Here is a 15,277-nt window from a genome sequence, read left to right as displayed (position 1 = left end):
CTAATTCAAAAGCATTAATCATTAATATCTTTAAACCCCTTAAGACTGAAAAAACCGCTATGAAGAAAATTCTTTTTCTGCTTACAATTCTTATTTCTGGGACACTTTTCTGTCAAATAAAACTATCTGAAGATGCTAGCGTAAGCTTGCTTACAATGGGTCCGGGTGCGCAGCTTAATGACTCTTTTGGCCATACCGCATTCCGTATAAAAGACAGAGCCCGTGGTATTGATGTGGTATACAACTATGGAGTCTATGATTTTGACACCCCAAATTTTTACACAAAATTTGCGCAAGGAAAACTCCGTTATAAAATAGGACGTAATGCTTTTCAAGATTTTTTTGAAAATTATAAATATCAAAATAGACAGATTACAGAGCAAGTATTTGATTTTTATCCAGAGCAAGTGCAACGCACATTTGATTTCTTAGAAAACAATTACAAGCCAGAAAATAGATATTACCTCTACGATTTCTTTTATGACAACTGCGCTACACGTCCTGTAGATGCGGTTTATAAAATCACCGAAAATGATTTAGCGCTCACCTATGACCATCAATCCGAAGGACTCACACATCGGGATTTAATTCATCAGTTTGTACATTGGAACTCCTGGGGAAGCCTAGGAATAGATATTGCTTTAGGCTCTGTAATCGACAGAAAGGCAGCGCCTCCAGAATATCTATTTTTGCCAGAATATGTTAAGAACGCTTTTGCCAAAGCAAAATTAGAAAACTCCACAACCACAAAACCTCTTGTTGCAGAAACAAACGATTTGTTTACACCAACAGAACCGATAGACAGAAGCCCCAATTTCTTTTTGAGTCCACTAATGATTCTAGGGCTGCTGGCTATTCTCCTTTTTTACAAAACGACTCAGGATTACAAACGTAAAGAGGTCATTTCATATCTGGACAGCATCGTACTATTCACAACAGGAATTATAGGGATTTTTGTGCTTCTACTGTGGTTTGCCACAGACCACACGGCCACTAAGTGGAATTATAACTTATTGTGGGCCTTTCCTTTTCATATTTTGGCAGCCTTTGTCGTTGCAAAAAAAGATCCTCCCAGATGGATATACCCTTATATGAAGCTCGCTTTAATCATGATTGTGCTCCTAGGTTTTCATTGGATAGTGGGTGTACAGCAATATGCTTATGCGCTTTTACCTCTACTGGTTGCGATAGGCATACGATATGTCTTTATTTTGCATAGATTAAAAATAATAAGAGATTCTGTAACCGATCAAGATTAAAAATAGCCTCAATAAATTCGTATCTTTGCAAGCCTTAAAATAGCTTGCGACTAAGATATTTTAAAGAACAGTTAGCCATATTTATAAAGGCTTGTATAGATGAAAACAGACTTAGAGAGACAAATAGAAGAAATAGAAATGATGGGCGATGACCACATAGGCTCTAGTGCAACGACGCCTTTGCGTGACGATGCCTTTAAACTGAGTGATAGTGAGAAAATAGCCAGCATTAAGAAGGACGTTGCCAGTATTCTCGAGACTTTAGGAATGGACCTTACTGACGACAGTCTTAAAGGAACTCCTAATCGTGTTGCAAAAATGTTTGTAAATGAAATATTTGGAGGTTTAAACCCTGCCAAAAAACCGAGCGCCTCCACTTTTGAGAATAACTATAAGTATGGAGAAATGCTTGTAGAGAAGAACATTACAGTATACTCTACTTGTGAGCATCACTTACTACCCATCGTAGGCCGCGCGCACGTCGCATATATCTCTAACGGCACCGTTGTGGGCTTAAGTAAGATGAACCGCATTGTAGATTACTATGCAAAACGCCCGCAAGTACAAGAACGTCTGACGATGCAAGTCGTGCAAGAACTTCAAAAAGTATTAGGGACAGATGATGTCGCCTGCGTAATAGATGCAAAACACCTCTGTGTAAATAGTCGTGGTATACGCGATATCGAGAGCAGTACGGTAACAAGCGAGTTTGGCGGGAAATTTAAAAATACCGAAACCCGTCGCGAGTTCCTAGACTACATAAAACTAGACACCGAGTTTTAGTACGCTTTCGCGAAAGCGTAACACAATTAATACAGCGGTGACCAAAGTGTCGCCGTTTTTGAGTTTTACGGAGGTTATGAATATCTTCGTTTAAGAAATACATTATCTGATGGCTTTATACCAAAATCAAGAACTAAAAATTTATAATTCCCTAACTGGAAAAAAGGAAAAATTTATTCCTATTCTCGAAGGACATATTGGGATGTATGTTTGTGGACCTACGGTATACAGTAATGTGCATTTAGGAAATGTTCGTACGTTTATGAGCTTTGATATGATTTTCAGATATCTCAAGCATCTAGGCTACAAAGTGCGCTACGTACGTAATATTACAGATGCTGGACACCTCACAGATGATGGAGATCAAGGGGAAGACAAGATTGCTAAGAAAGCACGACTAGAAAAAATTGAACCTATGGAGGTGGTTCAAGAATACACGGTAGACTTTCATAATATTTTGAACAAGTTTAACTTCCTACCGCCTAGCATAGAGCCTACTGCCACGGGGCACATCATCGAGCAAATAGAAATTATCAAGCAAATTATAGATAAGGGATATGCTTACGAAAAAAATGGCTCTGTCTATTTTGACGTTGTAAAATTTAATAAAGATCACGAGTACGGAAAACTCTCTGGCCGAAAGCTAGAAGATATGATTGCAAACACTAGAGCTCTTAATGCTCAGGACGAAAAAGAAAATCCTCAAGACTTTGCACTCTGGAAAAAAGCCGAACCTCAGCATATTATGCGCTGGCCCAGCCCTTGGGGAGATGGTTTTCCGGGATGGCATTTAGAATGTACTGCAATGAGCACAAAATATCTGGGAGAACAGTTTGATATACACGGCGGCGGTATGGACTTAAAGTTTCCCCATCACGAGTGTGAAATCGCCCAGAATGAAGCTGCTCTAGGCAAAAGCCCAGTAAATTACTGGATGCACACTAATATGCTTACCCTTAATGGACAGAAAATGTCTAAGAGTACTGGAAACTCCATTAATCCTAGCGAGATTTTCTCTGGAGATAGCAAGCACCTGAGCAAAGGATTTGCAGCGAGTGCCGCTCGATTTTTTATCCTCCAGGCAAACTATCGCAGCATTCTGGATTTTAGCGATGCAGCTTTAGTTGCGAGCGAGAAAGGCTTTTATAGACTTATGGAAGCTCTAAAAGTTGCAAAAGGTTTACCTACAGGAACCACCTCTAGTTTTGATGTGGCTGCGTGGAAAGCTTCTTGCTACGAAACTATGAATGATGACTTTAATAGCCCAATGCTCATTGCGCAACTTTTTGAAGCTGTAAAGTATATTCACCTGATTAAGGACGGAAAAGAAAACATTTCGGCAGCAGACTTAAAGACACTGCAAGAGACCTTAAATATTTTTGTATTTGATGTACTGGGTCTTGAGGATGGCGACGCTTTCGCGAAAGCGGACAACTCAAAACTTTCTGGCACCGTAGAGTTGCTTATTAAATTACGCAAAGAAGCCCGTGAAAACAAAGACTTTGCTACAAGTGACAAAATACGTGATGAACTTCTAGAATTGGGCATACAACTGAAAGATGGGCGTGAGGGAACGACATTTACGGTAATCTAAAATGTCTAAGGTAAAAAATATAGCTATTGCACCTTTTATAGGATTGATTTGGTTCTACCAGAAGTTTATTTCCTCGTGGACGCCATCCAGCTGCCGCTTTACTCCCACCTGTTCCCACTACACTAAAGAAGCACTAGAAACACACGGATTATTAAAAGGTGGCAAACTTGCCATAAAAAGAATATTCTCCTGTCATCCTTGGGGTAGACAAGGTTATGATCCTGTGCCTCCCAAAAGTGAAAACTTTTAAAAATAGCATTCCTTTTGTAGGCAATGTGACTTTGCTATCTTTATCCAGAATATTAAAAAGGACTTATGCATTCAGTACTTCTGCCCTTAAAATTTACTTGGAATCCTGTTTCTGGAATTGACCTAGGGTTTCTTACAATCCACTTTTACAGCTTGATGTTTGTGGTTGCTTTTTCTATAGGCTTCCTAATTATGAAACATATTTTTAAACGTGAAGGAGTTGCTCCAGAGAAGCTGGATAGCCTCTTTATATATGCCGTGGTTTCTATTTTGTTAGGAGCGAGGCTTGGTCACGTTTTATTTTATCAAATTGATTTATTATGGCAAGATCCCCTAGCGGTTTTTCTTCCCATACGAACAGTTCCAGAATTTGAATTTACTGGTTTCAGAGGGCTAGCAAGCCACGGAGCGGCAATAGCCGTTCCTATCGCATTGTATTTATACAATAAGAAAATACTTAAAAAAACGTGGCTATGGATTCTTGATCGCGTAGTAATTACCTGCGCTTCTGGTGCTGTATTTGTACGTATTGGGAATTTTCTGAATTCTGAAATGGTAGGACATAAAACTGACAATCCAATAGGGATAAAGTTTGTGCAAGATGAAATTTCCGAAAGACAAGCTGTAAATCTTACTGGTATCAAAGATCCTGGGAAAGCTTATCAAGCTCTAACGGACGATCCTCAATTTGCAGAAGTTATAAGTGCTATTCCTTATCGTTATCCGGGACAATTAATGGAATCCTTCGGTTATATCTTTGTCTTTCTTATACTCTTTACTCTATACTGGAAAACAGACGCTCGTAAGAAGCCTGGGTTCCTGTTTGGGCTTTTCTTATTATTACTTATGACCGTAAGGTTTATTGTAGAAAATTTCAAAGTACCGCAGGTTATGGAACGTGGAGATTGGGGATTGAATACTGGTCAACTATTAAGTATTCCTTTTATTCTAATTGGGCTTTACTTTGTATTTACAGCAAAAAAGAAAGAAGATGCTATTTAAATTCAGAAATTTTATTGTCGCCACGTCGCTTCTGTTGACCTTTGGCTCTTGTAAGTCAGAGCAAAAGGAAAGGAAAATTATTCCTACTGCTATTAAATTTAAAAAAGAAGGAGAGTTATCTCTTTATAAATCTGATAGCACCAAAATAAGAACAATAGATATCGAAATTGCCGATAATGACTACGAGCGTGAGACGGGGCTTATGCATCGCGCCTCAATGGAAACACATCAGGGGATGCTTTTTATATTTCCCGATATGGCACAGCGTGGCTTTTATATGAAAAATACGTTGATATCGCTAGATATCATTTACATAGATGATAAGGGTAGAATTGTCAGTTTTGTAGAACAGGCAAAGCCTCTTAAAGAAACGACTTTACCATCACAGGTTCCTGCTCAGTACGTATTAGAACTCAATGGAGGACTTGCTGAGGAATGGGTACTTGAAGTGGGAGATTACGTGGTTTGGGATAGAGATTGATTTTTTTTATCCGAATACTTTAAAAGCTATTGCTCCACGTCATAATCTAGTTGATGAAACACTAATAAAAAACCCGCTTCCTAAAAAGGAGCGGGTTTTATAAATTTTATAAGCGTAAATTATTTCTTAGCTAAGAAGTCGTTTACTTGTTCTGGAGACATTACTGACTCCACAAAAGTATAAGCTCCACTCTTAGGAGACTTTACCATTTTAATCGCCTTTGTAAGACGCTTAGATCCTGTCTGTAACGATGCTACTGATTTCTTTGCCATAACTTACTTAATTTCTTTATGAACCGTCATTTTCTTAAGCACAGAATTAAATTTCTTTAATTCCATACGGTCCGGTGTGTTCTTCTTATTCTTTGTAGTAATGTATCTTGAAGTTCCTGGTAAACCAGTTGCTTTGTGCTCTGTGCACTCTAAGATTACTTGTACTCTGTTCCCTTTCTTTGCCATCTCGGTGTATCTTTTTGGGATTATTTAGTTAAGAAACCCTTAGCGCGCGCTTCTTTAATCACCGCTTCGATTCCTTTCTTGTTGATATTCTTTAATGCAGATGTAGATACTTTCAAAGTAATCCACTTATCCTCTTCTGGAAGATAGAAACGTTTTTTAACGAGATTCACGTTAAATTTACGCTTCGTCTTATTCATAGCATGGGAAACATTGTTTCCAACCATCGCTCTCTTACCAGTAAGCTCACAAACTCTAGACATTTCTATAAACTTTAAATAGTTATTTCAAACAGGCTGCAAATTTACGCAATTTTAAAGGTCACAACAAAACTTATTTAGAGTTTTTTACACTGTTTTTTTTTGCTTTTGGAAATTTTTCAAAAAACTCACTGAAAACAACCTATGACAGCAACATTTGCCAAAGCCCAAACGTTTATTTTTTTAATTGATGATCTTCTAAAGTACCCTTGAGCAACTCCATCGCCTTATTTACAGTTTTGCCCATGACCCGTTCCCGATGATTACCCATCATAAATTCATAAGATCTTACACCATCTTCTGTGGCAATCCCTATAAAAACTGTTCCTATAGGAACATCTGAATCTCCTTTTGTAGGACCCGCATTACCAGTAGTTGAAATCGCAATGTCAGATTGATACAGTTTACGTGCATTTGTTGCCATCTGCTCCGCTACAGCGGCACTAACTACAGAATGCTCCTCTATAACTGAGGCATCAACTTTTAAAATATCAATTTTAGATTGAGTAGCGTAGGTAACGAGACTTCCTTTAAGATATCGAGATGCTCCAGATTTCGATGTAAAACGCTCTACCATTTGTCCACCAGTACAGCTTTCAGCTATCGCGAGTGTTTTTCCTTGCGCTATAAGTAAGTTTGCAATGAGTTCTTCAAATTCTCCTTCCTCCTCATAACCTACGAATATATCTCCAATAAGAGGTAATAGCTTATCAGACTGCTCACGTATCATCTTATTTACTATTTCCTGATCATCACCATAGGTAGAGAGCCGTAGGCGCACTCTACCCAATGACGGTAGATAAGCCAACTTAATAGTTGAAGGCAACTCGTTTTCAAAATCTTCTATGATTTCGGCTATAGCACTTTCTCCCATTCCGTAAGTAAGGAATGTTTTGTGTAAAATAAAAGGTAATTTAAAACGATCTCTCAGTCTAGGAATAACTTCATTTTCCATTAACCCTCTCATTTCATAAGGAACGCCAGGCATCGAGATAAAAATAGTTCCGTCACTTTCCATCCACATTCCTGGTGCGGTTCCATATTGATTTAATAAGACTTCAGCAGTAGATGGCACATAGGCTTGTGTTTTATTTGCTGCAAGCATTGGTTTCTTAATATATGTTTTAAAGAGATGTGTAACGTGGTCTAAAACATTTTGGTCGAGAACCAGCTCGTCGTTTAAAAATTCACAGAAAGTATGTTTAGTAATATCGTCTTTAGTAGGCCCTAATCCGCCAGTTACGATTACTAGTTCTGCATGAGCTTTTGCAAAGGCAAATGCTTCAAGAATATGCTCCCTATCATCTTGTATCGAAGTAATTTGATATACAGAAATTCCTATTTTATTAAGCTCCTTAGAGATATAAGCCGAATTTGTATCTACAATCTGCCCAATGAGAATTTCATCACCTATGGTAATAATTTCCGCTTTCATTTATTGAGGAAAATCCTGCTTAAGCTCGGCTATTACGAGAGTAAGCGTACTAACGATATCGTCCAGTTGCGGTTGGATAAAATCCTTGGTCTTATTAGAATCCGACCATTTTTCCATAGCGGCAATTTGCTTTAAGAGGTCTATACCGAACATATCGAGATTAGGCTTCATTTTATGTGCAAACTGATAGGCCATCTTGTGATTGTCATTCTCAATGGCTTCCTGCATAGAAGCCATATCTGGTGGTATTTCCTCAAGAAAAGTCGTCACAATAACTTCAACAAAACTATCATCTCCACCGGCAATTTCTCTTACCTTTACGAGGTCATAATGTCTTTCTTCCATATTACTTCACATTAATAGAAAATAGTTGCTTATCTCCTATTTTCCCTACTAATTTGTCGTTTATCGCCACAGGGCCTACTCCAGCCGGTGTACCTGTAAATATAATATCTCCTATTTTAAGGGTAAAAAACTGGGATACATAACTTATCAATTCATCTATTTTCCATAACATCTCACGAGTATTTCCGCGTTGTGCTATCTCTCCATTTTTCTCTAGTTTAAAAGAAATGTCGTCCACACTATCAAAATCTGCCTTGGGTAACCAGTCACCTATTACTGCCGCACCATCAAACCCCTTTGCCTTTTCCCAAGGTAGTCCTTTTTCTTTTAGTTTGCTCTGTAAATCCCTCGCTGTAAAATCTATCCCCAGTCCTATTTCGTCATAGTATGTGGGCGCAAATTTCTTATCAATATACTTACCCAACTTTTTAATTTTTACCAAAATCTCAACCTCATAATGGACATCGTTTGAAAATGGCGGTATTACGAATGGGTGCTGTTTTAAAAGGATAGAAGAGTCAGGTTTTAAGAAAACGACAGGATCTGTAGGGCGTTCGTTCTCTAGTTCTTCTATATGCTTTGCATAATTGCGACCTATACAAATGAGTTTCATTGCTTATAGTTTTGTATTCAACTTACGCAATTTAATTGCAGTGAGCACTTTCTTTGTGTACAGTGGGAAATCTGCATTTTGAATCCAGCCAAAATATCCAGGCTCATTATCCAGCACCTCCTCAACCTTTTTTCCTTTATGTTTACCAAAGGTAAAAATCTCTTCTCCTTCCTTATTATAACCTATAAATCCGGCAAAATCTGCTTTTTTCTTATGAGAGCTAAACTCAGCCAGGGATTTCATGTCCTGAGGTAAATCTTCATACCGATCGAGTTGCGATTTCAATACTTCGTAGGTCGCTTTAGTGTCTGCCGCAGCGCTGTGCGCATTTGTAAGATCCTTATCACAGTAAAATTTATAGGCAGCGACCAGCGTGCGCTGTTCCATCTTGTGAAAGATATTCTGCACATCGATAGCGTTGCGGTTTTTCATTTCAAAATCAATATCTGCCCGCAACAATTCTTCGACGAGTAAGGGAATGTCAAAACGATTTGAATTAAATCCCGCAAGGTCAGAATCCTTAATGATATCGTGTATATCCTTTGCACGTTCTGCAAAGGTAGGCTTGTCTGCCACATCTGCATCACTTATCCCGTGTACTGCGGTAGTTTCGGCGGGAATGGGGACGGTGGGGTTGATACGTTCTGTAAACTCCTCTTCGCGACCATCGGGAAAAACTTTAAGTATTGATATTTCGACAATACGGTCCTTGGCAACATTTATCCCCGTGGTTTCCAGGTCAAAAAAGCAAATAGGCCGTGTGATATTGAGTTGCATATGATATTGTTAGAGCTACAAAAATAGCGTTAACACTCACAATGCACAAACTCAGAGCGATCAAATAAAATTTTTAGATTCCTTATCTTGGTACACGCTTTGATTGCTATTGTGATATGAAAAAACAACTACTCCTTTTTATCGTTTTTGGGTTCGCTTTCGCGAAAGCGGTTACCGCACAAACCAATGCCACAATAGAAGATGTCGCAGGCATCTACGTGGATAAATATTCGCTTGAAGAAGCCAAATTTAAAGATGGGTCAGAGCATTGGTGGAAACTGACCCTGCAATTAGACGGGACTTTTGAATATCATAATTTTAGGAAACTACCCCATCAGGACGAAGAGAACTTTTACGGAGGTGGGACTTGGAAGGTTTCCGGGAGAACAGTTACTTTTTTAGACGTGGATAATGATATAAACGAAAAATATCAGATAAACTTTGACGGCGCAAAAGCCCGCCTTTTTATGCCCTCGCCACGCAGTAAACGCAAAGTGAAACAGAAACGCTACATTCACTTTTTTGAATCAGAAAATTCGGTGGTAGAAAGTTTAAAACTATTTAGAGCAGATGATTAAAAGATTACCCATCATAATAACGATATTATTGCTGTTTGTATCCGCTTTCGCGAAAGCGCAAACCCCACCAGCCGTAGAACTCATAGAAGAAAAACAGCCCAAACGCTGGAATCTCTATGCTCAAAACAATACAGACGAGATGCAAGAAGCTTTCCTACTTGTACAAGGCGAAGGGTTCCGTCGTAGTGCAGATAGACCAACTATAAAGAAGGTGCCACCACGCAGTAAAGTGCTTATGATAACGCTTATTCCAATAAAAGGAGTCGAACCTACCTACACCAAGATTTTTACCTTTCAAGAAGAAGCACTACAAACCGTAAGCCGTCGCAAAGGTGAGGGTGAAGAGGAGTATGTTAACATAAGACCCCTCGATTCAAAAGAACTTACCATTTTTGTAGAAGAAGATTGTCCTCTGTGCGAATTGCTGGTGAACTTCCTTAATGAAAATCATTATAAGTACCGCAAGTTGGACATTCACACGCATTACAAGGTACGTGAATTTATGTTTGACCATCTTAAAAAAGGAGGTTACAAAAGCGGCATGGTTGGAATGCCCGTAATTATGTATCAAAATCGAAAACACTGGAGTATAAACGATATGCCGGATTTCATAAAAAAATATGACTGGTCTGGTCTCAAGTAACTGATTTGGTTTTTTATTTTTTAAAATTGTTAATTTTTAATATTTTTATAAAAAAAGTTTCTTGTACAAGTACGTATCATATGTAAGTCATCAGGCTCATAATCTTAGTGATGATGGCATCAAACGATTATTAAAGCATAGTCGTAAAAATAACGAGGCTGTTGGTATCACCGGACTTCTCATATTTTTTGAAGGAGTATTTACGCAGTATGTAGAGGGACCCGCAGATGCAGTTGATACACTTTATAAAAAAATAGAAAAGGACAGCAGACACAATCAAGTGGTTAAGCTGGCTTCTGGAAAAATAGATAATAGGTATTACGGGGACTGGAGTATGGCCTATGAAGAGCTAACGACTAATCAATATACTGATATTACTGGGTACAAAACCTTAGACAAACAGCACTATTTTAAATCTCCTCTATCAAATTTTGAGCATCCTGGAATAGATTTACTAGAATCTTTTCTGGGCAGTCTTAGAAATTACGATATTTAATTATAATAAAAACCCGTAACAATTGATGATACGGGTTTCTTCTTTAAATCAAAAAAATCTAAATCTCTCGGTTAGTATCCCAAGCCTCAAGATAATCTGCAACAGCTTTTACAAACTGTCCTCCTAGTGCTCCGTTTACAACCCTATGATCATAAGAGTGTGATAAGAACATTTTCATTCTTATACCAATAAAGTCACCATCTGGAGTTTCAATTACTGCTGGTACTTTACGTATAGCTCCCAGCGCGAGAATCCCCACTTGTGGTTGGTTAATAATAGGCGTTCCCATTATTGAACCAAAAGTCCCCACATTTGTTACCGTGTACGTTCCACCTTGTGTGTCGTCGGGTTTTAACTTTCCGTTGCGAGCACGGTTTGCAAGATCATTTACGGCCTTAGTCATCCCAACAAGGTTGAGCTGGTCTGCATTTTTAATAACTGGAACGATTAAGTTTCCATCAGGCAGGGCAGCTGCCATTCCTAGATTTACGTTTTTACGTTTTATGATACGGTCTCCATCTAATGAGATATTCATCATCGGGAAGTCGCGTAGCGCTTTTGCAACAGCCTCCATAAATATGGGAGTAAAGGTTAAGTTCTCTCCTTCACGCTTTGCAAAACTATCTTTTACTTTTTTACGCCAATTCCAAATCTTCGTAACATCTGCCTCGATAAACGATTGTACGTGTGCACTCGTTTGCACAGAGGCTACCATATGATGAGAGATTAATTTCCCCATACGGGTCATCTCTATAATTTCATCTTCACCGTTTACACTTACTGGGGTCGCAGGTTTTGAGACTGCCGTCTGTGATTGTGGTTGTGGCGTTGTTTTCGTTTCGGCTGGAGCTGCTTTTGCGTTTCCTCTATTTTCAAGATACGCGAGCATATCATTTTTAGTAACTCTGCCGTCTTTACCAGTTCCAGCGATGCTGTCTAGTTCGCTTTGAGAAATACCTTCGGCGCGAGCCATGTTCTTAACCAGTGGAGAATAAAAACGGTCTTCGCTACTCACTACTGGAGTACTCACAGCATCTTTTGCTGCGGTTACCGTTTGAGCAACTGCGGCAGCTTGAGCCGGAGCTTCTTCTTTTACTTCTACTTCTGGAGCAGCTACATCCCCAGTATCTTCACCTTCTATTTCTATTATAGCAATCGTTTGTCCTACTTGAACAACATCGTCTACTTCAAATAATTTCTCTACAAGAACGCCATCTACTTCGCTAGGCACTTCACTATCTACCTTATCTGTAGCAATCTCAAGTACTGCTTCATCTGCCTCAATGGTGTCACCCACTTCTTTGAGCCAAGAGGTTAATGTTGCCTCTGCAACACTTTCACCCATTTTAGGTAGCTTAAGTTCAAACTTTGCCATATTCGTAATTTAAGAGTGTGTTTTTTAATTTGGATTGCAAAAATAACAATAAAAACAATCCATAAGCGACAATAACTTATTTAAAGAGCCATAAATTGAATCATAGACCCACGTCCGTCACTGCTATTACTGCCTAGAGCAAAAGTACTATTTTTTGGAATGATTTTAAATGTAAGTGATCTGTCTTGATACTCCATAAGCCTTTCAATGACCGCCTTGTAAGACATTGTATTGGCATCAAAAATTACTTCGGCTCCCGCGGGCACACTATCTAAATCCTCGACTATGACAACGCTCGTGCTTAGGGTTTCAGAAAGCGCTTTTTGCAAATTTTTATTCTGAGTCACTATAAAATATGCTGAGGGTGCGATTTGGGGAGGTTGCTCAGTCCGCTTTCGCGAAAGCGTAGCCACAAACAATCCCATACTCACGACAAGGTCTTGGAACATATTCGTGCGCAAATGCTTCTTAAAAAAAATACGCATTGCGCCATAAAAGCGTTTCCTGTATTTACTGTCCTTTGCCGTGCTTTCTCCCTTAAAATGAATGACAGGAAGTTCACCAAGGTAATAGTTCTTATATCCAGCGAGCTCAATCGTATGCGACAGATCAATATCTTCTCCGTACATAAAATATTGCTCGTCAAAGCCACCGACTTCTCTATAAATTTCAGTTTTCAAAAACATAAAAGCACCCACGAGAATTGGGACCGCGCCGTTTTCCGTATACTTTACGTGGCGGGCATAGTAATCATTTCCGTTACCAAAAATCTTGTTGAACGCCACACGTGGCGTAGGTAAGTTGCGCTTGCACTCGGGCAGAAACTTCCCGGTACCATCCACAAGCCTCGTGCCGATAGCACCTATTTCTTTTTTTGATTTTCTCGAACTGCCATCAGTATTTGTGACAAATGCATATAATCTATCAAAAGTATCTTCTGCAACTATGGTATCTGGATTGAGAATGCAAAGGTATTCCCCCTTTGCAATGGCCACGCCCTGATTGTTTGCCGTGGCAAAACCTGTATTGTCTTTGTTTTCAATGAGAATTACTTCTGGAAAACGCTCTTTCACCATCGCACAACTATCATCTGGCGAATTATTATCCACCACAATCACCTCGGCATCCAGATTGTGCAAAGCCTCGTAAACACTACTCAGGCAAAGCTCAAGAAAGTGCCTTACATTATAGTTTACGATGATGATGGAGAGTTGTTTCAAGTGAAAATTTTGAAGTGTGTATTCTAATTCTTTAGCGAATTCTCAAAGGGAATCCTGTGCAAAATACTTCTTCCCAGCGTGACCTCATCTGCATATTCCAGTTCGTCCCCCACGGCGATACCGCGGGCGATTGTTGACGTGACAACTTCCGTTTCTTCAAGCTGTCTATAGATATAGAAGTTTGTAGTATCACCTTCCATCGTAGAGCTAAGGGCAAAAATCACTTCCTTAACAACGCCTTGCTTAACCTTTTCTATTAAGCTGTAAATATTTAGATCCTGAGGTCCAATACCATCCAGCGGACTTATTTTTCCTCCCAGTACGTGGTACAATCCTCTAAACTGGCTCGTATTTTCAATTGCCATTACATCCCGTACATCCTCCACCACACAGACGATACTTTCATCACGGTTAGGGTTTGCACAAATCTCACATAAATCTACATCTGAAATATTATGACATTTCTTGCAAAATTTTATAGTGTCGCGCATCGTGTTGAGCGCCTCTGTAAGATGGTGTGTTTGTGATTCTGGCTGTCTTAGTAAATGTAATACAAGTCGCAATGCCGTGCGCTTTCCTACTCCAGGGAGCTGGGACATTTCATAGACGGCATTTTCAAGTAGTTTTGAGGAGAATTCCATTGCACAAAGATAGGGATTGGTATACTAGTTTTTATCCTCCAGCAACGGTACAAACCGAAACTCTCCAAACTCTTTTTTCTCAAACTGGAGCTCTGTAGTGCGTATAAAGAGGGTCATAATCTGCGGATCATCGCCCACTGGGATTACGAGCCTCCCTCCTATTTTAAGTTGTGACAGCAATGGTTTAGGCACATACGGTGCTCCTGCGGTTACCACAATACTATCAAAAGGTGCATATTCTGGCAGTCCTTTATATCCATCGCCAAAACTGAGGTACTTAGGTCGATATCCGATTTTATTTAAGAACAGTTTCGTTTTTTTATACAGTTTTTGCTGGCGCTCGATGGAATAGACTTTTGCACCTAGTTCACACAAAACGGCCGTTTGATATCCACTTCCAGTTCCTATTTCCAGAACAGAATCCCCAGGTTTAACTTGCAACAACTCACTCTGAAACCCTACTGTGTAAGGTTGTGAGATGGTTTGGTCTGCAGCAATGGGGAATGCTTTGTCTTGGTATGCGTGATCCTCAAAGCTACTATCCATAAAAAAGTGCCTTGGTATTTTTGCAATCGCAGCGAGTACTTTGGTATCTGTTACACCTTTTTCTTCGACGATTTTGGCGAGTTGTCTTCGTTTTCCTTGATGGCGGGTAGTATCTTTCATTGGGTCTAAAATACTAGAAAAGTGATAAGAAATTAATAATAATCATCAAGATTATATTCATCATTAAAATTAGAGCTTAAAGAATAAATAATAAAAAGAGGCTGTCTTAAAAGGCAGTCTCTTTTTTTTGAATACTTTTCAGTATTTCGTATCTTCATGGTATGAAAGTCAGTCCTGTCTGGAAGACCAACAACCAGTCCCAGTTGAGTCTTCTCCCACCAAGTTATGATGATTTTGTTCCGGAGAACCATCCGGTACGTATAGTGAACATTATTATTGATCAAATCGATATCAGCTCCATCGAGAGAACCTACAAAGGTGGCGGTACTTCCAGCTACCATCCACGTGACCTTTTGAAGATTTTGGTCTATGCCTATCTGCGTAATCTCTACTCTTCCCGTAAGA

At 39.2% G+C, this 15,277-nt stretch carries 21 protein-coding genes; 10 read left to right on the top strand and 11 right to left on the bottom strand.

Features of this window, described 5'->3' with window-relative positions; translation table 11 throughout:
* Nucleotides 1–59 precede the first annotated feature (59 nt).
* The 6 genes from EAX61_RS12560 to EAX61_RS12535 all read left to right on the top strand — a co-directional run bounded on the left by EAX61_RS12560 (nucleotide 60) and on the right by EAX61_RS12535 (nucleotide 5,368).
* Nucleotides 60–1,259, top strand: a complete 1,200-nt coding sequence (locus EAX61_RS12560) for a lipoprotein N-acyltransferase Lnb domain-containing protein (RefSeq protein WP_121918052.1) — start codon at nucleotides 60–62, stop codon at nucleotides 1,257–1,259.
* A gap of 99 nt (nucleotides 1,260–1,358) precedes the next feature.
* Nucleotides 1,359–2,042 (top strand): GTP cyclohydrolase I FolE, encoded by a 684-nt coding sequence (gene folE, locus EAX61_RS12555; RefSeq protein WP_121918051.1) that lies wholly within the window; start codon nucleotides 1,359–1,361, stop codon nucleotides 2,040–2,042.
* Nucleotides 2,043–2,151: 109 nt separating this feature from the next.
* Nucleotides 2,152–3,636, top strand: a complete 1,485-nt coding sequence (cysS, locus tag EAX61_RS12550) for a cysteine--tRNA ligase (protein WP_121918050.1) — start codon at nucleotides 2,152–2,154, stop codon at nucleotides 3,634–3,636.
* A gap of 1 nt (nucleotide 3,637) precedes the next feature.
* Nucleotides 3,638–3,886 (top strand): membrane protein insertion efficiency factor YidD, encoded by a 249-nt coding sequence (gene yidD / locus EAX61_RS12545; protein ID WP_121918049.1) that lies wholly within the window; start codon nucleotides 3,638–3,640, stop codon nucleotides 3,884–3,886.
* A 65-nt stretch (nucleotides 3,887–3,951) separates the two neighbouring features.
* Complete coding sequence (gene lgt / locus EAX61_RS12540) at nucleotides 3,952–4,887, top strand: prolipoprotein diacylglyceryl transferase (protein WP_121918048.1); 936 nt, start codon at nucleotides 3,952–3,954, stop codon at nucleotides 4,885–4,887.
* Nucleotides 4,877–5,368: a DUF192 domain-containing protein gene (locus EAX61_RS12535; protein ID WP_121918047.1), complete on the top strand. Its 492-nt coding sequence runs from the start codon at nucleotides 4,877–4,879 to the stop codon at nucleotides 5,366–5,368. Before lgt ends, EAX61_RS12535 begins: the two co-directional genes overlap by 11 nt.
* Nucleotides 5,369–5,487: 119 nt before the next feature.
* Here EAX61_RS12535 and EAX61_RS12530 read toward each other — a convergent pair whose 3' ends face one another.
* The 7 genes from EAX61_RS12530 to EAX61_RS12500 all read right to left on the bottom strand — a co-directional run bounded on the left by EAX61_RS12530 (nucleotide 5,488) and on the right by EAX61_RS12500 (nucleotide 9,253).
* The gene (locus tag EAX61_RS12530) at nucleotides 5,488–5,640 is read right to left on the bottom strand and encodes a DUF4295 domain-containing protein (RefSeq protein ID WP_121918046.1); all 153 of its coding nucleotides are present in this window, start codon (nucleotides 5,638–5,640) and stop codon (nucleotides 5,488–5,490) included.
* 3 nt (nucleotides 5,641–5,643) lie between these two features.
* The gene (rpmG, locus tag EAX61_RS12525; RefSeq protein ID WP_121918045.1) at nucleotides 5,644–5,826 is read right to left on the bottom strand and encodes a 50S ribosomal protein L33; all 183 of its coding nucleotides are present in this window, start codon (nucleotides 5,824–5,826) and stop codon (nucleotides 5,644–5,646) included.
* Nucleotides 5,827–5,846: 20 nt separating this feature from the next.
* Complete coding sequence (gene rpmB, locus EAX61_RS12520) at nucleotides 5,847–6,086, bottom strand: 50S ribosomal protein L28 (protein ID WP_121918044.1); 240 nt, start codon at nucleotides 6,084–6,086, stop codon at nucleotides 5,847–5,849.
* Nucleotides 6,087–6,258: 172 nt separating this feature from the next.
* Nucleotides 6,259–7,518, bottom strand: coding sequence for a competence/damage-inducible protein A (locus EAX61_RS12515; RefSeq protein ID WP_121918043.1), 1,260 nt, complete (start codon nucleotides 7,516–7,518; stop codon nucleotides 6,259–6,261).
* Nucleotides 7,519–7,863 (bottom strand): Hpt domain-containing protein, encoded by a 345-nt coding sequence (locus EAX61_RS12510; RefSeq protein WP_121918042.1) that lies wholly within the window; start codon nucleotides 7,861–7,863, stop codon nucleotides 7,519–7,521.
* A 1-nt stretch (nucleotide 7,864) separates the two neighbouring features.
* Complete coding sequence (locus EAX61_RS12505; RefSeq protein ID WP_121918041.1) at nucleotides 7,865–8,476, bottom strand: fumarylacetoacetate hydrolase family protein; 612 nt, start codon at nucleotides 8,474–8,476, stop codon at nucleotides 7,865–7,867.
* A gap of 3 nt (nucleotides 8,477–8,479) precedes the next feature.
* Nucleotides 8,480–9,253 carry a 3'-5' exonuclease gene (locus EAX61_RS12500; RefSeq protein WP_121918040.1) on the bottom strand — a complete coding sequence of 258 codons (774 nt, stop codon included), beginning with the start codon at nucleotides 9,251–9,253 and terminating at the stop codon, nucleotides 8,480–8,482.
* A gap of 116 nt (nucleotides 9,254–9,369) precedes the next feature.
* Here EAX61_RS12500 and EAX61_RS12495 point away from each other — a divergent pair, with 116 nt between their 5' ends.
* The 3 genes from EAX61_RS12495 to EAX61_RS12485 all read left to right on the top strand — a co-directional run bounded on the left by EAX61_RS12495 (nucleotide 9,370) and on the right by EAX61_RS12485 (nucleotide 10,970).
* Nucleotides 9,370–9,831 carry a hypothetical protein gene (locus EAX61_RS12495; RefSeq protein WP_121918039.1) on the top strand — a complete coding sequence of 154 codons (462 nt, stop codon included), beginning with the start codon at nucleotides 9,370–9,372 and terminating at the stop codon, nucleotides 9,829–9,831.
* The gene (locus EAX61_RS12490; RefSeq protein ID WP_121918038.1) at nucleotides 9,824–10,474 is read left to right on the top strand and encodes a thioredoxin domain-containing protein; all 651 of its coding nucleotides are present in this window, start codon (nucleotides 9,824–9,826) and stop codon (nucleotides 10,472–10,474) included. Before EAX61_RS12495 ends, EAX61_RS12490 begins: the two co-directional genes overlap by 8 nt.
* A gap of 61 nt (nucleotides 10,475–10,535) precedes the next feature.
* The gene (locus tag EAX61_RS12485; protein ID WP_121918037.1) at nucleotides 10,536–10,970 is read left to right on the top strand and encodes a BLUF domain-containing protein; all 435 of its coding nucleotides are present in this window, start codon (nucleotides 10,536–10,538) and stop codon (nucleotides 10,968–10,970) included.
* 58 nt (nucleotides 10,971–11,028) lie between these two features.
* Here the strand turns inward: EAX61_RS12485 and EAX61_RS12480 are convergent, their stop codons facing one another.
* From EAX61_RS12480 to EAX61_RS12465, 4 genes are all read right to left on the bottom strand, one after another.
* Nucleotides 11,029–12,345 carry a dihydrolipoamide acetyltransferase family protein gene (locus EAX61_RS12480; RefSeq protein ID WP_121918036.1) on the bottom strand — a complete coding sequence of 439 codons (1,317 nt, stop codon included), beginning with the start codon at nucleotides 12,343–12,345 and terminating at the stop codon, nucleotides 11,029–11,031.
* A gap of 80 nt (nucleotides 12,346–12,425) precedes the next feature.
* Complete coding sequence (locus EAX61_RS12475; RefSeq protein WP_121918035.1) at nucleotides 12,426–13,565, bottom strand: glycosyltransferase family 2 protein; 1,140 nt, start codon at nucleotides 13,563–13,565, stop codon at nucleotides 12,426–12,428.
* Between the two features lie 23 nt (nucleotides 13,566–13,588).
* On the bottom strand, nucleotides 13,589–14,206 hold the full coding sequence (gene recR / locus EAX61_RS12470) for a recombination mediator RecR (RefSeq protein ID WP_121918034.1): 618 nt from the start codon (nucleotides 14,204–14,206) through the stop codon (nucleotides 13,589–13,591).
* Nucleotides 14,207–14,230: 24 nt separating this feature from the next.
* Entirely contained in the window at nucleotides 14,231–14,872 is a 642-nt protein-coding gene (locus EAX61_RS12465; RefSeq protein ID WP_121918033.1) for a protein-L-isoaspartate(D-aspartate) O-methyltransferase, read from the bottom strand.
* Between the two features lie 161 nt (nucleotides 14,873–15,033).
* On the opposite strand from EAX61_RS12465, the gene EAX61_RS16655 reads away from it, so the two are divergent.
* On the top strand, nucleotides 15,034–15,277 hold a 244-nt coding region (locus EAX61_RS16655; protein ID WP_147448373.1), incomplete at its 3' end, for a transposase.

Origin of the sequence: Dokdonia sinensis, assembly GCF_003688895.1 — a bacterium.
In the GTDB taxonomy this organism is placed as follows: Bacteria; Bacteroidota; Bacteroidia; order Flavobacteriales; family Flavobacteriaceae; genus Dokdonia; species Dokdonia sinensis.
This window is presented reverse-complemented; position numbering and strand designations above follow the sequence as displayed.

Coding starts and splice junctions, on each gene's coding strand:
- folE (WP_121918051.1), top strand. CDS start 1,359: ATGAAAACAGACTTAGAGAGACAAATAGAAGAAATAGAAATGATGGGC.
- EAX61_RS12535 (WP_121918047.1), top strand. CDS start 4,877: ATGCTATTTAAATTCAGAAATTTTATTGTCGCCACGTCGCTTCTGTTG.
- EAX61_RS12560 (WP_121918052.1), top strand. CDS start 60: ATGAAGAAAATTCTTTTTCTGCTTACAATTCTTATTTCTGGGACACTT.
- EAX61_RS12500 (WP_121918040.1), bottom strand. CDS start 9,253: ATGCAACTCAATATCACACGGCCTATTTGCTTTTTTGACCTGGAAACC.
- EAX61_RS12495 (WP_121918039.1), top strand. CDS start 9,370: ATGAAAAAACAACTACTCCTTTTTATCGTTTTTGGGTTCGCTTTCGCG.
- EAX61_RS12480 (WP_121918036.1), bottom strand. CDS start 12,345: ATGGCAAAGTTTGAACTTAAGCTACCTAAAATGGGTGAAAGTGTTGCA.
- EAX61_RS12505 (WP_121918041.1), bottom strand. CDS start 8,476: ATGAAACTCATTTGTATAGGTCGCAATTATGCAAAGCATATAGAAGAA.
- lgt (WP_121918048.1), top strand. CDS start 3,952: ATGCATTCAGTACTTCTGCCCTTAAAATTTACTTGGAATCCTGTTTCT.
- recR (WP_121918034.1), bottom strand. CDS start 14,206: ATGGAATTCTCCTCAAAACTACTTGAAAATGCCGTCTATGAAATGTCC.
- yidD (WP_121918049.1), top strand. CDS start 3,638: ATGTCTAAGGTAAAAAATATAGCTATTGCACCTTTTATAGGATTGATT.
- EAX61_RS12490 (WP_121918038.1), top strand. CDS start 9,824: ATGATTAAAAGATTACCCATCATAATAACGATATTATTGCTGTTTGTA.
- EAX61_RS12515 (WP_121918043.1), bottom strand. CDS start 7,518: ATGAAAGCGGAAATTATTACCATAGGTGATGAAATTCTCATTGGGCAG.
- EAX61_RS12530 (WP_121918046.1), bottom strand. CDS start 5,640: ATGGCAAAGAAATCAGTAGCATCGTTACAGACAGGATCTAAGCGTCTT.
- cysS (WP_121918050.1), top strand. CDS start 2,152: ATGGCTTTATACCAAAATCAAGAACTAAAAATTTATAATTCCCTAACT.
- rpmG (WP_121918045.1), bottom strand. CDS start 5,826: ATGGCAAAGAAAGGGAACAGAGTACAAGTAATCTTAGAGTGCACAGAG.
- rpmB (WP_121918044.1), bottom strand. CDS start 6,086: ATGTCTAGAGTTTGTGAGCTTACTGGTAAGAGAGCGATGGTTGGAAAC.
- EAX61_RS12465 (WP_121918033.1), bottom strand. CDS start 14,872: ATGAAAGATACTACCCGCCATCAAGGAAAACGAAGACAACTCGCCAAA.
- EAX61_RS12510 (WP_121918042.1), bottom strand. CDS start 7,863: ATGGAAGAAAGACATTATGACCTCGTAAAGGTAAGAGAAATTGCCGGT.